Genomic DNA, 21,246 nt, shown 5'->3' on the forward strand with positions numbered 1-21,246 from the left:
CCTGCGCCCAGGCGCAATGCCCCCCAAGCGCAGCCCCTCAGGCCGCCCTGGCAAACCGGCAAACCACCAGCCCAGCCCAAATCATACCTCAAACCCACCCTCCAACCCTGGTAGATTTCCTGGAAGGAACCGGTTGAGAATCAATGGCCGTCAGAGCTGTTGCGGGGGTGATACCCTGCGACTTCCGCCGCTATCGTGATCTAAACCGCATCGACCAGCGGTGCTGCTAGGCGATAGTCTTTTTCGACCGCAAGGTGCGATAACGCCCAATATGTTTTCCTAACACCCTGTTCCAATGTCCTTATTTACAGAATTTACACCGGTTTACAGGAAATCGCTGGCGTGGATCAGGAAGGGAGAATCAGTGAGCCTAGTGAAGATCAGGGATGCCTACGGCAATTCGAAGGATAGCGGCTATTCCATCGATTTCTTCCGACACGCGGCCATGGGAGCTCGAGAGGCATTTCTCGCCAGTCCCTTTGTCGCGACATATGACCCGATCAGAATGCTCGTCGAACAGGGATGCAGGGTCAACCTGCTCGTCAGGCTATGTTCCATAACGCGACCGCCCGTTCTGCGCGAGGCGCTGAAGAACCCGCTCGTGTCGGTGCGCTACTACAGCTCGCGCAGTTTCCATGCCAAACTCTACATCATTGATGACATCGCCATGGTTGGCTCCGCGAACCTCACTGACGCAGGCCTGATGTCCAACCAGGAGGTGTCAGTTGTACTCCGGAAGGGGCGTGATGCCAGCTTCGATGATCTGCAGGCAAGGTTCAGGTTGTTCTGGGAATATGCCGATGTATTTACGACGGAACTCTGCACCCGCTACGAGGAAGCATGGAAGGTCATCGGCAACCCGAAGGAAGAGGAGGGGTTCGAGGAGCATCTGAAGAAATTTGTCCCTCCGGCTGCTCCGCCCAGCGCGAAGGTCGGCAGCGAGATCGTATCCAAACGGCGCTCGTTTTTGCAGGATCTGCGTCGCAAGTATGACCAGGGACTCATACCGGACTTCGAGGAGGTGCGGACCGTTTTTTCAGCTGTGGGAAGGCGGCGTGCGGAATTTGCTCATGGTGATATCGACATAGAGATCGGCCGCTTTCTGGGCTGGTTGCGGGTTGCGCATGCACCCGGCGAAAGCTGGTCCGCGAGCTCGCTGGTCGATGCACCGGAACGGAGGGACCGGATTTCACACTGGCTGGAGGCCTGGTTTGCCGAAGATGATACTGACGCAGGCGACATGGTACGGGCAGAGAACGAGGTAGCCAACATCACCCGGCTGAGGACCACGCTAGGAACCTCTGAAAGTATCAATACTGCCTCCTATGATGAAATTTTCGATGCGCTGAGCGGCGTGCATGCATTTCATGAACGGCTGCGCTTTGTCGCGGGTGGCCTCGAGGGGCTTCGAGCCGAATTCCTCGCGCGTAACGGACTTCCGGCTATCAGAAGCAATCTGGATTTTCTTCTTCACGGTCCGGGCACCCAGCTCGAGCGGGCCTATGACTGTCTGTACAATGAGGCGCGACAGCTTGCCGGCTTCGGCGAGGCCTGCGTAATGGAACTTGTGGGCTGGATGGATGAGGAACGGCCACCCATAAATGGCCGGACCATCAAGGCGCTTCGTTTCCTTGGATTTGATGTGAAGGACTGATTTTATTCCATTAAATCAGTCCTGTGAGAAACAGATTTTCTGACGCGCCCTGTTCATCGTTCCTCGTGCGTAATATATAGTGCGCGACACTCGAGCAGCTTCTCACCACCTTTGCAGGCCGAGGGCGGCAGTCTGGACGGTGTCACCAACCTGTTTCTCGTGCGGATCTAGGCCCGTTCGGCAGGCGCAAGCCTTGCGAAACGTAAATCTGCGGCCGGCAGCCGAAGCTGGAGGCGCAACTGGATTGCGCATGGCTGGGTGGCAACGGTGCACGCTGCGATGGCCCAACGCCAGGATCCTCGACTATTTCCAATATCCGAAGTCCGCATGTCCGGATTTCCCAATGGCAACGAGCACGTGCCATATGCGCTGCGGCGCCGACTGTTAGCTGATTTTGGCCGGCGTATTCTCGTCACGGGTATGCTGCCCTCCGTTTCGTTGCCTTCAAGAAAGGCAACGCAGTCAGCCAGCACTTCCTTGGGCGGGCGGCGGTGCCGACCGCGTATCGTACAACCCTCAGAAATACGCTGCACCGTGACTTGCGATGTTCCGGTCGCCAGCACAGCTCGTGACGTGGAGCTTCACGATACGGCCCTCTTTCCATCCGGTCGTCTGTGCGTGGACGCAAACGGGAAGCGCAGTCAGAAGCGGGGCGGACAGGATTTTCTTCATTCGCATGCCGGTTCTTCTGATTGTGGATTGATTGTCCGGAGTTCGCCGCTCGTGGATCAGCTCCGCAGATGCGTTGCTCAGGGTTCGACGGATACGCTGATGATGACCGGGTAGGTGCTCTGGAAGCAGCCGCTCAGCGTGAGCGCAATTTTCCGTCGTGCCATGTAGGCAGAGATGATCATGGGCTCGATCAGCCTGCTTGCCGGGTTCTGGGGATCGGTGACGTAAACCCCCGAAACCGGGCAGCCGTTGGCCGTCTCCGGAGCATCAGTTTTCACCGCAAGGGCATTCTGGCTCCAGGCATTCCACATTATGGTCATGGATTTGAAACACTGTCCGGCAGCGGCCAAAGACAGCCATCGTCCCTCCGCGCCGCGTTGGAGAGGAGGATGCACTGCAGGTCGTTCAGATATGTCATGGTGGTTTCCCTGCGGGATGACGGCACCAGCGCCGTTCCCACCATCCAAAGCCCCGATCCTGGTGAGGCGGGGTCCGCAAGCGCGGGAGGCTTCGCGGATCGGTCACGCCCGTTCGCTCTGGTTCCGCGGCAAATCGAGCGGTTTGTTGGCGCCGATCAATTTTTCCGTGCGGGGTCGCAGCCTTGACGAAAAATTGCTTGCCGGGCAGAGATTTTGTTGCTTGTTCAAGGGTCTGGACCAGATCGGGGCTGGTCATGGGGGGCAATGATGAACAGAGGTCAGTCTGTATTAGCGCCAGTCCTGTCATGGCGGCGCGTTCTGCAGGCCGTCAGCAGCCTGATGGCGGCGGGAGCGCTGTCGCTGGCGGCCCCGGCGTGCGCCGAGGCCGGTTTTTCCACCGCGGTTGTGGTGAAGTCCGTCAACGCAAGGGACATCGGTACCGATGCCTATGTGCCCGGGTTCAGCAACCCCTTCGGTTGTACAAATGCGGAGTGGTTCCGGATCCTGAAAGATGTTTCCAATGGAGACATGATTCGCGCGACCCTGCTTACGGCATATGCCACGGGACGTCCGGTGCAGGTCTGGGTCAATGGATGCGCGTCCGACGGGGTATCGACGGTGCTCGCCGTCTGGGCATCGCCATAGTCCCATTTCTGTCTGGGGCCGACAGGGAATTCCGAACAGTTGCCGGCTTTGACTCTCACATGGAACTCTCCTCAGCATAATCTGGAGCAATCTGATGAAGGTACAGGGGCAATCATCTGCGTTGTGATCAGTGTCCAGGCTGCTGATTGCGGTCGGACTGGGGGCGATTCCCGCTGCGGCCCATGCCGGCGACTGGACGACTTCCCAGCGGGTGAGTGAAGTTGTCATTGATGACAGCTTTACCACAGTCATTATGTCCGCGGTCGACAATCCGATGGGATGCGGTACGCCTAGCTTTCTGCGGGTGGGCAAGACTACGAGTCCATGACAGCCGCGATCCTGTCTGCGCAGGCGCAGGGCAAAAATGTGCGCCTGTTTGCCGCAGCCTGCTATGGCGACAACAGCGTCCGTTTTCAGGGCGTCTGGATACAGCAGTAGTAACGCAGCGGCGACTCTTCCACTGGCGCAAACGTGTGCCGCCGCCAGCTTTTCTTATCGTAAATCTGGAGAACGCAGGTGTCGAAGAAGCTGATCACGCTGCTTGGTGTTATGGCAGCCATGTACTCGACGACGGCGAGGGCCGACAGTGAAATATTCGTCGTGCCCGCAAACTGGCGTCTTCAGAACTATATGGGCGGAAGCGGCCTTGTGGCCTGGTATACGGGATCCACCTGTACAAATGGTCTTCTGAGCTTTTCCAGTTCAGCCACATCCGATGACCGCAATCGTTTCTTTTCCGCGGTGCTCTCTCTGCCAAGCTGAGCGGAAAGGCTATCGGCATATTCTATGAGACAGTGTCGGGAAGTTGCCAGATCACGAGCTTCTACATGCAGCAGTGAACCTTCGTCCCCCTTGCAATCCTGATCTGGATATGGCTTCGCGAATCGGCCTTGATCGTATCACTGAAGAATGATGTTGCTGGCAGTCTCAACGTCTGAACTGTTTGAACGCGTCCCCGTTCCGCCGATCATGATTGGCCTGCCTGTCATATAAGCAGTCATGATCGAGGCGACATGGCCTGTTTCGGCATTGTGTCGGCTTTGAATGAAAAATTGTTTTTGGTCGGATGAGCACATCCGGGTTTTGCAGATCTTGCTCCATCCGTGTCGAAGAGGACAAGCCCACTTTCATCTACGAAGTAAGCAGTAATCTTCCCTCCGGATGCCACGGAAGCATGGCAGCTGGTCGACAGAATGGAGCCAGCTGCAAAGGCTGCCAGAAGCCGGGCCAGGATCGTGAAACGGCGAAAAGCTGATGTTGCGTTCATTGTTACTCCGATCGTCAGGAAACACGTCTGCTGCGCCCAACCGGTATCCGGCGTAACCTGCAGACCGCGTCATTTACATTTCCGGTTTACTGCGGCGGGCTGTTCTCGATTGCAAAAATGGCCGGCATGCCCTCCAGGCACCCGTCAAGCGTTATGAAGACTGGCCGGTTCGCTGTCTGCGCGGTGAGAAGCATCGCCTGAACGAACTGCGCATGCGCAGCTGCGTCCGGCATGATGTACCAGTCGGTCCTGCCACAGCTGTCCAGATCGTTCATGGTTTCATCCAGCTTCACCAGAATCCCTGGAATTCCCGACCAGTGCTGTAGCGATCTTACGTGCCCCAGAATGGTCCCGCGTGCCTCTGCTGCATCAGTGTACAGGAGTGAGGCCAGCAACGCTGTCACCAGCCATTCAGTATGCTTCATTTCTGCTGCCCCCAATCTGTTACTGCCCGAACATGGACCGGTATTGATGGCTGGCAGACGCCATGCTGCGCAGGTTGGTTGCCGGTCAGAAGATACCGATATTCACATAGTAGGGATTGAGCGCTCCGTCGACAGGCAGGCTGGCCGCGTTACAGTTCGCTGGCGCGCGGAACTGGAAATATACTGGCCTGTTCTGAAGCTGCGCGGTCAGGAGTTGGCTATAAACCGCCGCACAGTTTGCCGGGTTGACAGTCCGCGGAGCATAGCCATCATCGATGCTGGTATTGGCCCCCTGCTGGCAGAGCCACCAGTTCTTGTTGCCCAGTTGGCTATTGAGGACGACGTTCACCCAGCCGTCGGATGAAAGCCAGAGATTCGCCACCGAGAAGCTGCAGAATACGTCGGCAAGATCGAGATCATGTTCAGCCACCTGTATCGCTGCACCCCTCATGTTGGATCAATCAACGATTCCTGAGTTTAAAACAAGCAGTATATGATTGTAGGTAATCGTAACAGATAAAGAATTATTAACCAATGACCGATTTTACAATTGCATATGACAATATAAAATGCAAACCTGCTCTTCGATGGTGGGCTCGCATTGGCACAGTTCATGTGCTGCGAATCGCTGGACTGGCGGCGCTGGTTCTTGCGAAGGCGTGGGCGTGTCCATCCGACTGGTTGTCGCGTGTGCAGCGTGTCAGTGGGGGGCAGTCTCGGCATCGCCTCTTTGTCTGATTTGAGAATGCTTCCGTAAGAAGGTCCTAGGAAGGATACTTGGTTCACTTGCCAAAAGAAAGAACATGAGAAAGTGCATTGGCATTTTGTTCGTGCTCTTTGTGGCAGTCTTTCCGGCGTTGGCGCAGGAGCAGGTGAAGATGGAATATGATTTGTTGGGTCGGCTGGAGACGAGTCGTCGTACCTCTGAATGGGTTTACGGTTATCCCGCTAACTGATTTATGGTTTGGCTAAGATGGTGACCGGATACGCTAACCTCTCTTATTCACGACGCTCGGTTTCGGGTCCGCTCTGGGCATTTGCTGCGGCTGGCTGTATTGCGCGGACGACCGGCATCGCTGGCGTTTGTTTCAAACTCCGCGCTTGCCAGAGCAGCGGTCCTGGGCATCGCCTGCTGGATGCGCCATAGCAGCCAGTATGCGGCAGTGTGCAGTATCAGGCGCATCTGATTGGCATTGGCCGAGCGGCACGAGGTTCGGTCGCTGGCGAGCTGGGACTTGTGGCGCTTGATCAGGTTCTCGGCCTGACCACGCGCGCAGTAGAGCGTGTCGTAGATGTGCTCGGCCGATCCTGTTGCCAACGAGGTGACGACATAGCGGATGTCCATGCCCAGCGTGCTGGCCTCGATCCGTGCAACGACGCGACGCTGGCACTTCCAGGTCTTTGCCCCATAGCGGGTCTCGGCATAGTTGCGCAGGACGGGACACTGACGCTGGGCGCGCTTGACCGCGCAGGCATCGGCGACCGCAACAATGGCGGGATCGGCGCGCAGCGCTGAATTGGTGGGCAGGCCGAACACGTAATCGACGCGGGCCGCATCGCAGTAGGCCATGACCTCGGGTCGACCATAGTGCCCGTCGCCGCGGATAGTGATGTGGGTATCGGGCCAATTACGGCGCAGGTGACGCACCAGGCGTCGGATGTGCCCCGCCGCCTCCTTTCCAGAAGGCGTCTTGCCTGTGCGCAGCAGCATGGCCACCGGCCTGCCGGTCGCGGTGTCGTAGATATGGATCGGTAGGAAGCAGCGCTCCCCATGATGCCCGTTCCAGAACGAGAGCTGTTGATAGCCATGCACGACGTCGCACGTGTCGTCGATATCCAGCGTGACCGCTGTCGGAGGGGCGGGATAGCTGGCGCAGTAGATGTCGATCATCGCGGCCATCATGCTGGCCAGTTCGCGCGTAGTCGGTGCATTTTCCCACCGGCTCATCGTCGGTTGGCTGGCCAGCCCCGCGCCCGATTCCGGCAGCTTGCCGAGCGCCAGGCGGAAGCCTGGATCGTCGCGCAGAGCATCGAGATCATCGGCATCCTCATAGCCGCACGCAATCGCGAACACACGGGCACGCAGAATGTCATCCAGGCGATGGATCACCCGCGCTGGATCGCGCGGATCGGCAATACAAGCCGCCAGGCGCTGGCAAATCCCCATCGCGCGCTCGGCCTGTGCAAGCAGTAGAACACCGCCATCCGAGGTAAGCCGGCCACCGTCGAACGCAGCTGTGATTTTCTTGCGGCCGACTGCTGGGAATCCAAATGAGCTTGCGATATCATCGTTCATGGCGGGTGTGGCCCGTGGCATTTTCTGCCCTGCGGCAGGTTCGGCTTAGACACCCAGTTCCTAATTCAGATCAGAGGCTTACGCCACTCCCGCCAACCCTTCAGGACACTTTTGGTGAATAAGGCGGGNGCCCTGCGGCAGGTTCGGCTTAGACACCCAGTTCCTAATTCAGATCAGAGGCTTACGCCACTCCCGCCAACCCTTCAGGACACTTTTGGTGAATAAGGCGGGCTAAATCCTTTCCGCCGGCCTCTAAGCCAGATTGGTCAGATTTTATGTATGCGCTTTATCTTCTTCGTTATTTAGCTATCGACAAGCAGATTTGAATTATGTTTATCCATGCATCTCGGGGGGGTGGTGGTGGGAGCTTTTGATACTAAGTTGCAAACGTTTTTGGAGCGGACCGAGTGCGACGGTGCATTTGGCTTTCTTTTCGAAAGTGGAACGCTCGACGTTGTGCCATTCCTATGCATTGCTGGACGGATTACAGCGACATGGGCTGAATATTGCGATATAGAGAATATTTATCAGTTCATCGTGGCAGGGAACGGGAACCACCAAAAGGGCGTGCGGGTGAGCATGGCCTGCGATGCTGCCGGCAATCGCAACACCTTCCAGGCAGCGGCCAGCATCAAGCCGCGTCAATCGATGGGCTAGCCGTCATGTTATTAGATAATCGGGCGATAGTGATGAATGGGCAATTATGTATTGGGGGATACATTGTGCGTATAACTTTCTTGGCTGCTTTGGTGATGACTGTCGTCGTGCTGCCGTATGGTCTTGCGCGGGCGCAAGAATATACCCCTCCAGCCGGGCCTCCCGCTCGAGCTACTATCGATAAAAATGGTGTTGACCTGACGCGTGGAACATTAAATGCACCTGTGCAATCGATTTCAATTGGTGCGGACGGCCCCGAGGGCTTTACTTGGTGGAGACAGATAACAAATTCTGGAGGATTCTATGATTCTTCCGGTGGAAACCTAATTGGAACCACAACTAAAGCAGTTACCTTTGGAAGTGGCACCGAAACTTTTACACTCTCAGGGGGCAATTATGTTCCAGATACCCCAAGTGGATCAACGCTCACTGCTGTGGGAAGCGATTTCCTGTACGTAACTGCTGATGGGATTCAGATTTTATATGGATATATCAGTAATCGCACAATGTACGGATATGGATACTCGATAAAAACGGTGACCTATCCCAGCGGGGAGAAGTTGACTTATAATTACCAATGGTGGGACGTCTGCGTAGGAAGTTGCCAAACTGAAACTCGGATATCACGGTTGCAATCAATAACCAGTACCAACGGCTATATGGCAAAAATGAGTTTCTTGGATAATAACAATCCAGGATGGCTTATTTACAGTAGAAACTGGATGACCCTTACGGGCGTCACATTAATCAATATGGCGATCGATTATTGCGATCCAATGGCGAACGCATGCGCTTATTCGCAGCCTTGGCCTTTTCTGGCGTTGAATGGAGTGTCATCAGTCACTGATGCTTTGGGTCAGCAAACCACTTATACTTTTCCGATCAGCCCATATAGAATGACCGGCATGAAGCGCACCGGATCAACTTCCGACACCATGATTATCGGCTACGATGCGTCAGGCAAGGTGAGCACGGTCACCAACGATGGTGTTACGACCAATTATGTTTATGTCGACGCTTCGGGAATTCGTACAACGACTATTAGCGATACTGTCACGGGTGACCGGATCGTCAGGTCTGAGATCGCTAACGCACAGGTAATTTCCGATCGAGATGAATTGGGCAATGAGACAACATACGAATATTATCCAAACCGTTTGCTAAAGAAAATTACAGCCCCTCAACTCAATACTGCTGAGTTCGAATATGATGCACGTGGTAACCATATCAAAACAACCTGGGCCTCGAAGCCTGGTACCGGTTTATCGCCAGTTATCACGCAAGCATCTTACCCGCCCAGCGATGCAACACAGAGCTGGCGCTGTGCTGCGGGCTATGCCGCTGTTCGTTGCAATAAGCCGCTGACGACCTCCGATGCGAAGGGTAATGTTACGGATTTCACGTTCGATAACAGCCATGGCGGTATCACGTCTGCTACCTTACCCGCACCAGTAACCGGCGGCACGCGACCTCAGATACGTTACGGCTATGCGACATATTACGCCCAGTTCAAGAACAGCGGCGGTGCGGTGGTGAATTTTGTAACCCCGGTGACACGCTTGGCACGCATTGGAGCTTGCCAGACCACATCGGGCTGTACAGATGGTACCGACGAGATAAAGACCCTTATCACTTATGGCACCAGCAATGTGCTGGTGACTGCGACGGCATCCGGCGCTGGTAATGGGACTCTCGTTACTACCGGGTTAACCTATGACAATATAGGTAATCGTCAGACTATAGATGGCCCGTTGTCGGGAGCCGTTGATGTAACACGCTATTATTATGATGCTATAAGACGTGTGGTTGGTCTGGTTGGTCCCGATCCGGACGGCGCGGGCATACTAAAATATCGTGCGCAGAAATTTACTTACACCAACAATTTTCTCAGCCTTACTGAGTTGGGAACCGCCAATAATCAGACAGATTCCACCCTAAGCAGCTTCGTATCCCTTCAACAACTGACGTCCTCCTATGATACAAACGCCCGCAAAGTGAAAGATGTACTTACCGCTCCTACAACCGCAGGTAAGCATCAGATCGTTAAATATAGCTATGATTCTCGTGGGATGCTGGAATGTACTGCCGTGCGTATGAACATCACAAACTGGGATGGGGACCAGACCGCTTGTGCTCTGGAAGCATCAGATAGCGCCGGTCCCGACAGAATAACGCGAAATGTCTATGACGAAGTCGGTCGCCTGAAGCAGGTTCAGACAGGCTATGGAACGGCACTTCAGCGTACAGAAACGAACTCGACCTATACGGCTAATGGTAAGCTCGCAACCGTTGCTGATGCCAAAAATAATCTCACGACTTATGAATATGATGGGTTTGACCGCCCAGTGAAGACCCGTTATCCTTCTTCCAGCATCGCTGGCCTGAGCTCCGTCAACGATTATGAGCAGCATACCTATGATGACAACGGCAATATGATTGCTCTTCGACTGCGGGATGGCCAGGTGATCAACTTCACCTATGACAATCTCGATCGTCTGACTTTGAAGGACCTACCTGGGAGCGAGCCGGACGTCAGCTATGGCTATGATCTTCTGGGACGGATGACCTCTGCAAGCCAGAGCGGAAACAGTCTCTCCTTCTCTTATGATGCTCTCGGCCGCAATCTGACTCAGGTCGGCCCCCATGGTACTGTCAGCTACCAGTACGATCTAGCGGGCCGCAGAACGCGGATAACATGGCCCGATAGCTTCTATGTGGTCTATGATTATCTGGCTACCGGTGAAGTCTCAGCTGTGCGGGAATCCGGTGCCACCTCCGGCGTCGGGATACTGGCCGCCTACAGCTACGACGATTTCGGTCACCAAACCGGTATTGATCGAGGTAACGGAACGACCACCAGTTATAGCTTTGGCGATGGGTTACACCTGACATCACTGACTCAGGGGCTGTCCGGCACAACTCAGGATTTGACGCTCAGCTTCGGCTATAATCCCGCGGGCCAGTTGATACAGGTGACACGTTCCAACGCTGCCTATGCCTGGACCGGCTATGTAAATGTTAACCGATTGTACACGGTTAACGGCCTTAATCAGTATACCGTAGCAGGCGCGCTCAGCATAGGCTATGATGCGCGTGGCAACCTGACCAGCTCGGATAGTAACAGCTACACCTACAATTCGGAGAACTATCTCCTCTCAGGCCCTGGCGTTATGCTAAGCTACGACCCGTTGGGAAGACTATACCAGGCCACCGGCACCGCCACTACACGCTTTGCCTATGATGGGGAGGATCTCATCGCCGAATATAACAGCGCCAATACGCTCTTGCGCCGTTATGTTCATGCTGGCGGCGCCGATGAGCCCATCGTCTGGTACGAAGGTTCCGGCACAAGCGACCGCCGCTGGCTTCACGCCGACGAGCGCGGTAGCATTGTCGCCATCAGTGATGGTGCAGGCACCAGCGTGGGGGTCAACAGCTATGATGAATTTGGCATTCCGGCCTCGACGAATCTAGGGCGCTTCCAGTATACTGGGCAGACATGGCTCTCAGAGGTTGGCATGTACTATTACAAAGCCCGCATATACTCGCCCACGCTCGGCCGGTTCATGCAGACCGATCCTATTGGCTATCGAGGTGGCATGAACCTGTACGCTTATGTAATGAATGATCCGATCAATGCCGTAGATCCTTCCGGACTGGATGCTCTCTGCGCTATCGAAGGCGGGACTTGCGCCGCCGATATTACTGTGACTGGTCGTCGGCCCGGATGTAATATTTTCTGCGCTATTGGTCGCTTGTTTGATCCGCCTCGGTCCGGACCGGATGGATCATCCGGCGGTGGCGAGGAACGTATTATCGTTACGGCGAAGAAGGAGGGGCAAAAGGATTGTGGTGGAGGGAGCAGAGAATTATCTGCGCTCGAAAAGTTCAATAGTATTCCCATTGGGGTCTTGGATGCGCTGTCTGGCGGTGCCTACAGCGATTTGGTTCTTCCAGAAACAGATCAGCCGCTTCTGAATGGCAACACTGGGTATGACATTGGTCTAGGTATTGGAGCTGTGATTGGCTTTGGTCGCATTGGCTATGCAGGAGCGGCTCGCCGGGCAGCTTCGATGGAGGGGCGTGCCGCCAATGCATATCGGAACACATTGAAGAGAAATTTTCGCCTCGGAGCAGGCAAAGACTATCGGATGTATTCTTACGAGGAATCTTTCGCGAAATACGGCTCCGACAGCGCAGTCGCACAGGCAGCGTCTCGTACTAATCTGCACGTCAATAATGCGGGTGTAACTTTAGCCGGATCATCAACCGCTCTTGCTCTCCGATGTGGGCTTCAATGACAACGCCACCAAACCTCCTGCAACGCAAACCAGTATCAGCACTAATAGCAGTATGGGGGGCATCTATATTTATCCCGCTGCTATTGCTTATACTATTTCGATCAACGGAGATACTTATACCTTATAGGCCATTCGCAATCTGGATAGCGTCACTTCCAATAACGACTTTGTCTGCCCTTCACGGCCACAAAATGCTGCAGGGAAAATTTGTGTCTTTTTACCCGCTGAGAACCATATTTTTATCGATATCTACATTTGCGGTGTCGATTATACTGGCATTATGGTTGATTGGTAAATATTCTTATTTTATTTCAATTGCATTATACATATTTTTACTTGTTATATCAAGTATTGTATTTGTTATTTCTGTAGTTACGATTGCGCCAGAACGCAATGTGTACGATTAGAGTTCAAGCTCAATCAGCCCCGGAGATTCCCGGAGGCTGTTATGGACTTATGAGGCTGAATGGCGCTGTCAGAGCAAAATGGAGCGCGACTGAACCAGCTGCTACAGCTGTGGCATGAGCCGCTCCATGCCCGACAATCCGTTCCGCTACTTCAACCCGTCGCCCGAGGTGATCCGACTGGCGGTGCTGATGTACGTGCGCTTCCCGCTCAGCCTGCGCAACGTGGAAGACCTGCTCTTCGAGCGCGGTATCGACATCAGCCATGAGACGGTGCGCTACTGGTGGAACAGGTTCGGCCCGTTGTTCGCAGGCGACATTCGCCGGCAGCGAATCAGCCGCATGCGGGGATTTCGCCACTGGCGCTGGCACCTCGACGAAATGTACGTCAAAGTGAATGGCGAGATGGTCTACCTCTGGCGCGCTGTCGATCAGGAAGGCAAGATCCTGGAAAGCTATGTCACCAAAACCCGTGACAAACTAGCTGCGCTGACCTTCATGAAGAAGGCGCTGAAGCGTCACGGATCCCCCGCAGCGATCACCACCGATGGCCTCCGCACCTACGGCGCGGCAATGGATGAGCTTGGCAACCGGGCAAAACAGGATACCGGTCGCTGGGCTAACAACCGCGTCGAGAACAGCCCCCTCCCCTTTCGACGAAGGGAGCGAGCCATGCTGCGCTTCAGACAAATCAGGTCGCTACAGAAATTCGCATCCGTACACGCCAACGTCCACAACCACTTCGCACTGGAACGCCACCTCGTCGATCGACAGACCTATAAGGAAAGGCGCTCAGCTGCGTTGGCTGAGTGGCAGTCTCTCATGAACTGATTTCTTACCCTCCCGATCCAAAGTGCATCGTGTGGAGAGCAGTTCGCCTTTGTCTGACAGCACCACCCGTAGCCTTCGCGGTCATGAGACTGGCGAGAACGGCCGCGGCATTCTTGTCCTTTAAATCCTGGGCCGATCCCTGGGGTGTCCAGGTCAGCATCGTGCCGGCCGCGCAGGTTCCGATGGTCTGGTTCACCTGGAAAATGAGGTTCGTCGGCATATAGGTGACCGTGACCTTGACTTCTGCCGAGTGATCGTAGGCAACCGCTGGCGCAGAGGTGGCTAAAGCTACGATCCCCGCAAGAAGAGCCGTAAGACGTTTCGTCATTGAGGAATTTCTCCATTTTGCAAGGTATGGCGACTTAATCTGCTACAGCAAATGTCGGTGCATTTTCCTTGAAGGCCTGAACGTGTCCTGTGCTTGGACTGCGCCCACAATCAGGAATACGGACGATATGGCAAATCTGCCAATGTAAACATTCCCATGATAGACTGCCCCCTGACCAACGGACATCGAGGATCAGGATCGATTTGAAAAGGGGGGATCTGATCTTCTGCGCATCCGAGCAGATAAAATATTATCAACCATAACGGCCTGATTTTGCAGTTGCATCTGGCAACGTGAAATGCCAGCCTGATCCTCCACAGGGGCATCGCATTGGGATGGTTCACGCGCCGCAAAGTGCTGACTGGCCGCGCTGACGCCCTTGCGAAGGGGGCACGCATGGCTATTCGACTAACTGTTTCGCTTAAACAGCATCGGCGTGAAGCTGGTTTGCGCATCTCCCTCGTCGCCTGATCAACAACGCCTCAGTTGGCGCACAATTCTTGTGCGTTCGGCTGGACAAACCTTCCTTGAGGAAATCGGGATGAAAAAGTGCATTGCGCTTGCTGTTGCGCTCTTTGTGGCTGGATCGCCTGCCATGGCTCAAGAGCAGGTCAAAATCGATTATGACGCGCTGGGTCGGCTGATCAAGGTTACTCACGAGAGTGGGCCTAATTCCGGTACTGTTTCGGCCTATGCCTATGACCCGGCAAGTAACAGGACTAACGTTACCGTAACGGGTGCGAAGAAGCGGGTCGTTGTAGTGCCACTCAACGTATTTACCGTTATTCCGCTTAATTAATAATATCCGCTATAAAAAGACCGTTATCTGATTCAGTCTAATTCCACTTTCTTCATCGAGAAGTCTTTCTTCGAGATATTTGACCTTTGAACCAGAAGCATTCTCTTGGAGGTAAGGCAAGCCTAATCAAGGCACGATTATTCTATATGTCACAACTAATTGCGGCATGGCTAACAAAAGTTATTATTGATATCCAGATAGAAAGACAATATTTGTACACCTCATTTACATCAGTCCGAGAAATAAAATTTAGTTAAGCCAATCTGGTAAAAAATCTAAAGAAAGAACTCTAGATGGAAAATGAAAAAACTTTGAGAAGTGGCAGGTCATGGCGAAAATTGCTTGGACTATATTTTCTTGCTACCTCTTGTATTTCTCCGGTTATTGCGAAGGCCCAGACCGGATCGGGATCTAGTCCTTTAAGTTCCACGCCTCCGTCTTTTCAAACGGTGGACAGTCAAGGCGTTGATTTAGCGTCAGGTAATTTGAATTTATCCGCGCCACTCATCAATATCGGTAATGGCGACAGTGAAATCGCTTGGTCCTACCAGGTGAGGGGGAATATCACTGCCGACAATAAGATTCCCACATTATCCAGTAATATAGCTTCAATCGACGTTTCTGGGTCAATATATTTGAAAATAAATAGAAGTGCAATATTATTCTCGTTCGAGAAATATCTCAATGGTAATAATTCCAACGATGGAACAATGTATAAGCCAAAATACGGAAAATTTGGTAAATTGTTAAAATACACTATCCCTACGATGACAAGGACGTTTAAAACTGGATCTGGAACTTCATCTTTTTCATCTACAGTTAAATATGTATATATAGACAAATCTGGGGCCGAATATACATTCTACTATTTTCCTGCCCTTCCTAATGGGAATTATGTAGACAATATTAAATTTCCTAACGGAAATGTTGAAAGATATTACTATGATTATTTAAATGGATCTAACGCGGACCACGATATCAACAACATAGTTATTTCCGTGGAAAATAGCTATGGTATGCAAATAAAAAATCTGAATCATCACGCATATAGTTCCCCGTCGGGGTCTGGTGATGCCACTGTGTCCACCGTAGCTTTAAACAAGGCGTACGTATATTGTAATCCTGAAGTATACGCCTGCAGCGCGGCGCAGGGGTGGCCGAAGATATCGATATATGACAAATATACTGTAAATTCATCTCCCTCTTCTGTTAATAACTATTCTTCAGAATATGTAGAATTGACTGACAGGCTATCTAATAAACTTAGTTTTAGCTATTCTGGATTGGGTGCCACTCAGCATGTGGTTAGCTATAATACTCTGGGGCCTGTTAGTTCAATAATTAAGAATATCAGCTACAATGTAAATGCGAATGGCTACTATTCTACAGTATCCAGTGTTAGCCACGCGGATCCTACGAGCGGGGGGAATATCTCGCATGGGTATAGCTATACGGTAGCATCCGGTTCCGTATCTGCCACCGCGACAGATCCCTTGAACCGTCCGATGACGATCGTGACCAATTCAGCAAGCGGCCTTCCTCTAACGACGACGGACAAGCTCGGAAAAGTTGTAACTTATACGTATGACGCATCCGGTAACGTGCAGTCGATGACGAGGCAGGACGGAAGTTCTGCAGTCTATACATATGACGATCGTGGAAACGTCACCTACATCCTCCAGAATCCCGCATCAAACTCTGGGCTGTCCAGCACACACCTGTCTTTCGGCTATGATACCGAATGCACAAATTATGTGAAATGTAATAAACCCAATTGGACTAGGGACTCCCTCGAGAACGAAACCGATTTCACTTATAATCAAGATGGATTCGTTGAATCGGTAACCGGTCCGGCGCCGATGCCGGGAGGCGTCAGGCCGCAGACGCGATATTATTATGTAAAGTTGCAGGCATATTATTTGAACAGTTCGGGATCGATTTCGGCCTCGGGTCAGCCAATAACGCTTCTTTCAAAGACTTCGCAGTGCCTCACGCAGGCCGGCGCATCGTTGTCAGGAGTGCCAGGTCAAGGGCCGTTTATTCTCACTGGTACTGCGGCATGTCAGGGAACGAGTGACGAACGGGTGGAAACCATTGATTATGGTCCCCAGCAAAACGGGGTGGCCAATAATCTTTGGCCGATACGAAAGAGCATTCAGTCGGGCGATGGGAGCATCGTGTCCTCTACAGGCTATACCTACGACAACGTGGGCAACGTTATTGCTCAGGATGGCCCCTTGCCTGGCACGGCGGATACGACCGTGTACATATATGATACGGCGCGGCAGCTTACCGGTGTGATTGGGCCCGATCCAGATGGTGTCGGGCCTCGCAAGAACTCTGCCTTACGCTATATCTATGGCAAGGATGGTCAGGTCGTACAAGCGAATGTAGGAACCGTCGATAGTCAGGCTAACACCAGCTGGAGTACGTTTTCCTCCTTGCAGCAGTTTAACATTGACTATGATAGTTTAGGCCGCCCCGTCGCTAGTAAATTGGTCAATAGTGGCATCGTTAGTATCACCCAATATAGCTATGATCTCATGGACAGGCTCGATTGCCTTGCTGTTCGGATGAACAGCGGTGTATGGAACTCGCTGCCCACATCGGCTTGCACGCTTCAGACGGCAGGGAGTGTCGGGCCGGATCGGATCACTAAATACGCTTACGATGCTGCCGACCGACGGACTAAGGTCACGAGCGGCTATGGCACTCCTGAGCAGGCGGATGAGATGACGACGGTCTATGCCGATAACGGCCAGATTGCGAGCATAACGGATGGCAAGGGTAATGTAACGAACTATGGCTATGATGGCTTATATCGATTGACAACGACGAGCTATCCCGGGGGTAGCTATGAGCAGTTTGATTATGACCTGAACAGCAATGTGATATCCCACCGCCTGCGTGACGGGCTGGTTATCGGCTATGGCTATGATGCGCTCAATCGACTGACCACGGTTGATCGCCCGACTGGAGAAGACGATAGCAGCCTGTCCTATGATCTGTTCGGCAACCCGACGGTCGTCACCAAGGGAACGACCCTTACAAACAGCTATGATGCACTGGGACGGCTGAAGAGCGAAGGGCAGGCCTTCGGGACCATGAGCTACAAATATGATGAGGCAGGCCGCCGCACACGCGTGACGTGGCAGGACGATTTCTATGTTAGCTATGACTATCTGACCACCGGCGAGGTCAGCGCGATACGTGATTCGGCCGGCAATGCTATTGTGAGTTTCGGCTATGACGATCTGGGCCAGCGGACCAGTCTGTCTCGCGCCAATGGAACAGTGACCAGCTACAGCTATGATCCGGCATCGCGCCTGACGCAGCTGGTGCAGGATCTGGCAGGTACGGGAGGGGACCTGACGGTTGGCTATGGCTATAATCCGGCTGGTCAGATCAGCAGCCGCAACGCCTCGAATAGCGCCTATGTCTGGAATGGTCATGCCAATGTGAACCGCAACCATATAGTCAATGGCCTTAACCAATATACGACGGCTGGCACTGCTAACTTCAGCTATGATCTGCGGGGGAACCTGACGGGCGACGGTGCGCACAGTTATAGCTACACCATCGACAATCTGCTGAAGGCGTCGAGCGGCGGCGTCTCGCTCTTTTATGATCCGGCTGGTCGTCTTCATGAGTATGACACGAACGTCTCGACCCGAATGGTTTATGACGGGGCGCATTTGTCCGCTGAAATCGCTAATCCCTCTGGTGCGATCCTGCGCCGTTATGTCTATGGTCCCCGCAATGACGAGCCACTGATCTGGTATGAAGGTTCGGGCACTGGCGATCGGCGCTGGCTGCACGCCGACGAACGCGGCTCGATAGTCGCGATCACCAATGACAGCGGTAATGCGATTGCTTTCAACAGTTATGATGAATACGGCATTCCGGGAAAGAGCAATTACGGACTGTTCCAATATACCGGACAGAAATGGCTCCCTAAGCTCGACCTTTATGACTATAAGGCCCGCATGTATTCGGCTACCCTCGGTCGCTTCATGCAAGCCGATCCCATCGGCTACGGCGATGGAATGAACTGGTACGCCTATACCGGCAATGATCCTATGAATAAGGTGGATCCAAGTGGCCTAGTTCGCGTATGCCCTACCGACAATTCCTGCTATGATGATGGAACAGATGGCACGATTGTCGTCACGGCTCCCGGTGGTGAAACCTATAATGACAGCGGGTGGTTCTCATCGGGCTTTGACTACGGAAGTATTGACTTCGGGCAATTGGTCTCGTCCTCTAATTTATTGGGGAGTTTCCTATCAAACGAGCAGGGAGCGCCGCAAAATAACTGTGGGAATGGCGGTTCCGGCAGTGTGAGAGACTTCCTGTGGGGCGCAGGTGATGTTGCCCTGCTCGGGTTCGGTGATGAATTGCGGGATGCCCTTGGTATCGACCCAGTCGATATGAATTCTACCGCTTATACTGCGGGTGAAATCACGGGTAGCGTTGCTCTGTTGGCTACGGGCGTAGGGGGCGGCATTCGAGCTGCCGGTGCCGCTGCACGCGGCCTTGAGTTCTCCCATTTCATACCGGCGCGCATGGGAGGGGCTCGATCGATTTGGAATGGAAATTTCGTCTCCACAGCGACGCACGCTCTGTCAGACCCTTTCCGGTATCGGTTCATGCCGAGGTCTTGGAAGGCAGCTAATCCGATGCCGAACCGGGCAAGCCAGCTTTGGACCAGGACACCCAACACCGCGAAGGGAACGGCCGCTGGTGCGGGCGCTGCTGGGACCGGATTGGCGAATGCGGGGTGTTAATATGAAGTTCCTGCAGTCGATCACCTCGCTCTTTCGTAAAGGGGCTCCCGGCTTCAGTGTCCTTGAAGCCGCACTTCTGGATGAGGTTGAACGTCATCTGGATGTGGATCGAGCCGACAGACTGAGGCGTCGCGTCGAGAGCATTAATCTCGTGCAACGGCTCGATGGAGGTCGGGAGGTAAACGCCTACGCGCTCAAGAACGGGAAGCCTGCATTTAACGAGGCAACCCGATTGATCGCTGAGGATGATGAACGAAAGTTGGCTACGTTCTCATTCATTGGAGCCAATCAGATCAGCTACGAAGGGACTGCATGGTTGGTGAACGGGCAGTTGTTCTCCCTGGAATTTAACAACCCGACAGAGCATGCTCTTGATGATCGCCCAAAGGATGTGAAGCTATCTATTTGCATATAGCAGCTTTGCCCCGCCGGACCCGTTCACTGGGGCCGGATTGACGGGTGAAAGGTCGGGTGCGATCGAGCCGGTGGAGCAGTAATATGTTCACACACATCGAACGCACCGGAGTGCATGACATTATTGAGTGATAGCAAGGCTTATCGGCGGTGGGGTGCGTGTTCTCCTGTGGTACAGCTTTTTTCGGTGCAGGAAACGCAGCCATATCAACGGGTTGAGCGTGGTACGCTGTAACACGCCGATCGCCCGTTGATCCCTGTATGAGCTGCTAAAAACACCCGCCGAGGGGCTGGCGAAGCCGGCCCCTTGATGGCGTCCGTCGATGTTGCGCCAGCTCTGGCCTAGCGGATTATGCACGAGACGCTAAAACAGTCGCCCGAGGCGCTGGACTATCTGGCGTCGCGGGGCCTGTCGCACCCCGAACTCATCGAGCGGTTCCGGCTCGGCTATGGCCGACCGCACGCTGGGCCTTCGCCTCCCGGAAAAGAGTAGTACGCATCCGGCGAAGGCCCTCTGTTGCTGATCGGCACGTCCTGAGAGGTTAGCCATGTGGCAAGCACTGAGGTTTGCCACATGGCTACGGGATGTGCAGTGGGTCAGGTGACGGTGTTTTCCGGCGCGCAGAGGCGGCGGTGGAGTTTGGATGAGAAGCTGGAGCTGGTGGAGGCCTCGATGGCGCCGGGCGCGTCGATCGGGGAGGTCGCCCGCGCTGCGGATGTCGATGTTTCGCTGATCTACAAGTGGCGGCGGATGCTGGTGGGCGCAGCACCCGAGAGGCCGGGAGCGCCACCCCAGTTTGCCGAGGTTGCCATCAGGCCGGAGCAGGCTGCTGCGCCTGTTGCAGACAAAGTGATCGTGATCGAGTTGCCCGGCGCCAAGCTGCGGATACCGCCCGGCGCGTCGCCCGAGCTTTTGAAGGTCGTGTTGCGGGAGTTGCTCGCATGATCCCTATCCCGGGACATGCGCGCGTGTGGATTGCCACGGGTCACACGGATATGAGGAAGGGGATGGCCTCCCTGGCCTTGCTGGTTCAGGCGGGCTTGGGCCGCAAGCCGCATGGCGGGGATCTTTACGTGTTTCGCGGAAGGCGCGGCGATTTGCTGAAGATCATATGGCACGACGGCGTCGGGGCATCGCTTTATACGAAGCGTCTCGAGCGCGGGAAGTTCATCTGGCCGGCGGCCGTCGATGGGGTGATTTCCATCTCGGCAGGGCAGCTTGGGTTTCTGCTGGAGGCTATCGACTGGCGTAATCCGCAGTATACCTTCCGCCCGGAACTTGCCGGATAGAAGCGGCAGATATCCGCCATTTTGCGGGCGTTTTCGCTCGACGGTTTCGCTGATTTC

At 54.0% G+C, this 21,246-nt stretch carries 16 protein-coding genes and 1 pseudogene; 11 read left to right on the forward strand and 6 right to left on the reverse strand.

The window, feature by feature from the left end:
• Positions 1–364 precede the first annotated feature (364 nt).
• Positions 365–1,654 (forward strand): phospholipase D-like domain-containing protein, encoded by a 1,290-nt coding sequence (locus tag A0J57_RS17595; RefSeq protein WP_158298528.1) that lies wholly within the window; start codon positions 365–367, stop codon positions 1,652–1,654.
• A gap of 749 nt (positions 1,655–2,403) precedes the next feature.
• Here A0J57_RS17595 and A0J57_RS17600 read toward each other — a convergent pair.
• A complete protein-coding gene (locus A0J57_RS17600) occupies positions 2,404–2,646 on the reverse strand; it encodes a hypothetical protein (protein ID WP_153017843.1) in 243 nt (80 codons plus the stop codon).
• 363 nt (positions 2,647–3,009) lie between these two features.
• Here A0J57_RS17600 and A0J57_RS17605 point away from each other — a divergent pair, with 363 nt between their 5' ends.
• Together A0J57_RS17605 and A0J57_RS26055 are read left to right on the forward strand one after the other, a co-directional pair.
• Positions 3,010–3,390: a hypothetical protein gene (locus tag A0J57_RS17605; RefSeq protein WP_153017844.1), complete on the forward strand. Its 381-nt coding sequence runs from the start codon at positions 3,010–3,012 to the stop codon at positions 3,388–3,390.
• Positions 3,391–3,906: 516 nt separating this feature from the next.
• On the forward strand, positions 3,907–4,152 hold the full coding sequence (locus A0J57_RS26055) for a hypothetical protein (protein ID WP_153017845.1): 246 nt from the start codon (positions 3,907–3,909) through the stop codon (positions 4,150–4,152).
• A 235-nt stretch (positions 4,153–4,387) separates the two neighbouring features.
• On the opposite strand, the gene A0J57_RS26060 is transcribed toward A0J57_RS26055, so the two are convergent.
• The 4 genes and pseudogenes from A0J57_RS26060 to A0J57_RS17620 form a co-directional block, all read right to left on the reverse strand.
• On the reverse strand, positions 4,388–4,657 hold the full coding sequence (locus tag A0J57_RS26060) for a hypothetical protein (protein WP_153017846.1): 270 nt from the start codon (positions 4,655–4,657) through the stop codon (positions 4,388–4,390).
• A gap of 86 nt (positions 4,658–4,743) precedes the next feature.
• Complete coding sequence (locus A0J57_RS17610) at positions 4,744–5,082, reverse strand: hypothetical protein (RefSeq protein ID WP_061938101.1); 339 nt, start codon at positions 5,080–5,082, stop codon at positions 4,744–4,746.
• Positions 5,083–5,167: 85 nt separating this feature from the next.
• Positions 5,168–5,512 (reverse strand): hypothetical protein, encoded by a 345-nt coding sequence (locus tag A0J57_RS17615; protein WP_061938104.1) that lies wholly within the window; start codon positions 5,510–5,512, stop codon positions 5,168–5,170.
• A 660-nt stretch (positions 5,513–6,172) separates the two neighbouring features.
• Positions 6,173–7,399: pseudogene (locus A0J57_RS17620) on the reverse strand (IS1380-like element ISSp1 family transposase); the annotation flags it as partial.
• A 339-nt stretch (positions 7,400–7,738) separates the two neighbouring features.
• Between A0J57_RS17620 and A0J57_RS17625 the strand changes: the two are divergent.
• The 3 genes from A0J57_RS17625 to A0J57_RS17640 all read left to right on the forward strand — a co-directional run bounded on the left by A0J57_RS17625 (position 7,739) and on the right by A0J57_RS17640 (position 13,571).
• Positions 7,739–8,035, forward strand: a complete 297-nt coding sequence (locus tag A0J57_RS17625; RefSeq protein WP_153017847.1) for a hypothetical protein — start codon at positions 7,739–7,741, stop codon at positions 8,033–8,035.
• Positions 8,036–8,100: 65 nt separating this feature from the next.
• On the forward strand, positions 8,101–12,336 hold the full coding sequence (locus tag A0J57_RS25420) for an RHS repeat domain-containing protein (RefSeq protein ID WP_158298529.1): 4,236 nt from the start codon (positions 8,101–8,103) through the stop codon (positions 12,334–12,336).
• A gap of 533 nt (positions 12,337–12,869) precedes the next feature.
• A complete protein-coding gene (locus A0J57_RS17640) occupies positions 12,870–13,571 on the forward strand; it encodes an IS6 family transposase (protein WP_061938264.1) in 702 nt (233 codons plus the stop codon).
• Positions 13,572–13,575: 4 nt separating this feature from the next.
• On the opposite strand, the gene A0J57_RS17645 is transcribed toward A0J57_RS17640, so the two are convergent.
• Positions 13,576–13,899 (reverse strand): hypothetical protein, encoded by a 324-nt coding sequence (locus A0J57_RS17645; protein ID WP_061938111.1) that lies wholly within the window; start codon positions 13,897–13,899, stop codon positions 13,576–13,578.
• A gap of 436 nt (positions 13,900–14,335) precedes the next feature.
• Between A0J57_RS17645 and A0J57_RS26960 the strand changes: the two genes are divergently transcribed.
• The 5 genes from A0J57_RS26960 (at position 14,336) to tnpB (ending at position 21,189) form a co-directional block, all read left to right on the forward strand.
• A complete protein-coding gene (locus A0J57_RS26960) occupies positions 14,336–14,698 on the forward strand; it encodes an RHS repeat domain-containing protein (protein ID WP_235600896.1) in 363 nt (120 codons plus the stop codon).
• Positions 14,699–14,991: 293 nt separating this feature from the next.
• Positions 14,992–19,485: an RHS repeat domain-containing protein gene (locus A0J57_RS25425; RefSeq protein WP_082718725.1), complete on the forward strand. Its 4,494-nt coding sequence runs from the start codon at positions 14,992–14,994 to the stop codon at positions 19,483–19,485.
• A gap of 1 nt (position 19,486) precedes the next feature.
• Positions 19,487–19,900, forward strand: a complete 414-nt coding sequence (locus A0J57_RS17660) for a hypothetical protein (RefSeq protein ID WP_061938117.1) — start codon at positions 19,487–19,489, stop codon at positions 19,898–19,900.
• A 591-nt stretch (positions 19,901–20,491) separates the two neighbouring features.
• Positions 20,492–20,845, forward strand: coding sequence for a transposase (locus A0J57_RS17665; protein ID WP_061938120.1), 354 nt, complete (start codon positions 20,492–20,494; stop codon positions 20,843–20,845).
• A complete protein-coding gene (tnpB, locus tag A0J57_RS17670; protein ID WP_061938123.1) occupies positions 20,842–21,189 on the forward strand; it encodes an IS66 family insertion sequence element accessory protein TnpB in 348 nt (115 codons plus the stop codon). The genes A0J57_RS17665 and tnpB overlap by 4 nt, the downstream gene beginning before the upstream one ends.
• The last annotated feature ends 57 nt before the right edge of the window (positions 21,190–21,246 follow it).

Source organism: Sphingobium sp. 22B, from assembly GCF_001580035.1.
GTDB lineage: Bacteria > Pseudomonadota > Alphaproteobacteria > Sphingomonadales > Sphingomonadaceae > Sphingobium > Sphingobium fuliginis.

Bases quoted from the DNA above. Each gene is read 5' to 3' on its own strand.
- A0J57_RS17600 (WP_153017843.1), bottom strand. From the start codon at position 2,646: ATGACCATAATGTGGAATGCCTGGAGCCAGAATGCCCTTGCGGTGAAA.
- A0J57_RS17605 (WP_153017844.1), top strand. From the start codon at position 3,010: ATGATGAACAGAGGTCAGTCTGTATTAGCGCCAGTCCTGTCATGGCGG.
- A0J57_RS26060 (WP_153017846.1), bottom strand. From the start codon at position 4,657: ATGAACGCAACATCAGCTTTTCGCCGTTTCACGATCCTGGCCCGGCTT.
- A0J57_RS17610 (WP_061938101.1), bottom strand. From the start codon at position 5,082: ATGAAGCATACTGAATGGCTGGTGACAGCGTTGCTGGCCTCACTCCTG.
- A0J57_RS17640 (WP_061938264.1), top strand. From the start codon at position 12,870: ATGCCCGACAATCCGTTCCGCTACTTCAACCCGTCGCCCGAGGTGATC.
- A0J57_RS17645 (WP_061938111.1), bottom strand. From the start codon at position 13,899: ATGACGAAACGTCTTACGGCTCTTCTTGCGGGGATCGTAGCTTTAGCC.
- A0J57_RS25425 (WP_082718725.1), top strand. From the start codon at position 14,992: ATGGAAAATGAAAAAACTTTGAGAAGTGGCAGGTCATGGCGAAAATTG.
- A0J57_RS17660 (WP_061938117.1), top strand. From the start codon at position 19,487: ATGAAGTTCCTGCAGTCGATCACCTCGCTCTTTCGTAAAGGGGCTCCC.
- tnpB (WP_061938123.1), top strand. From the start codon at position 20,842: ATGATCCCTATCCCGGGACATGCGCGCGTGTGGATTGCCACGGGTCAC.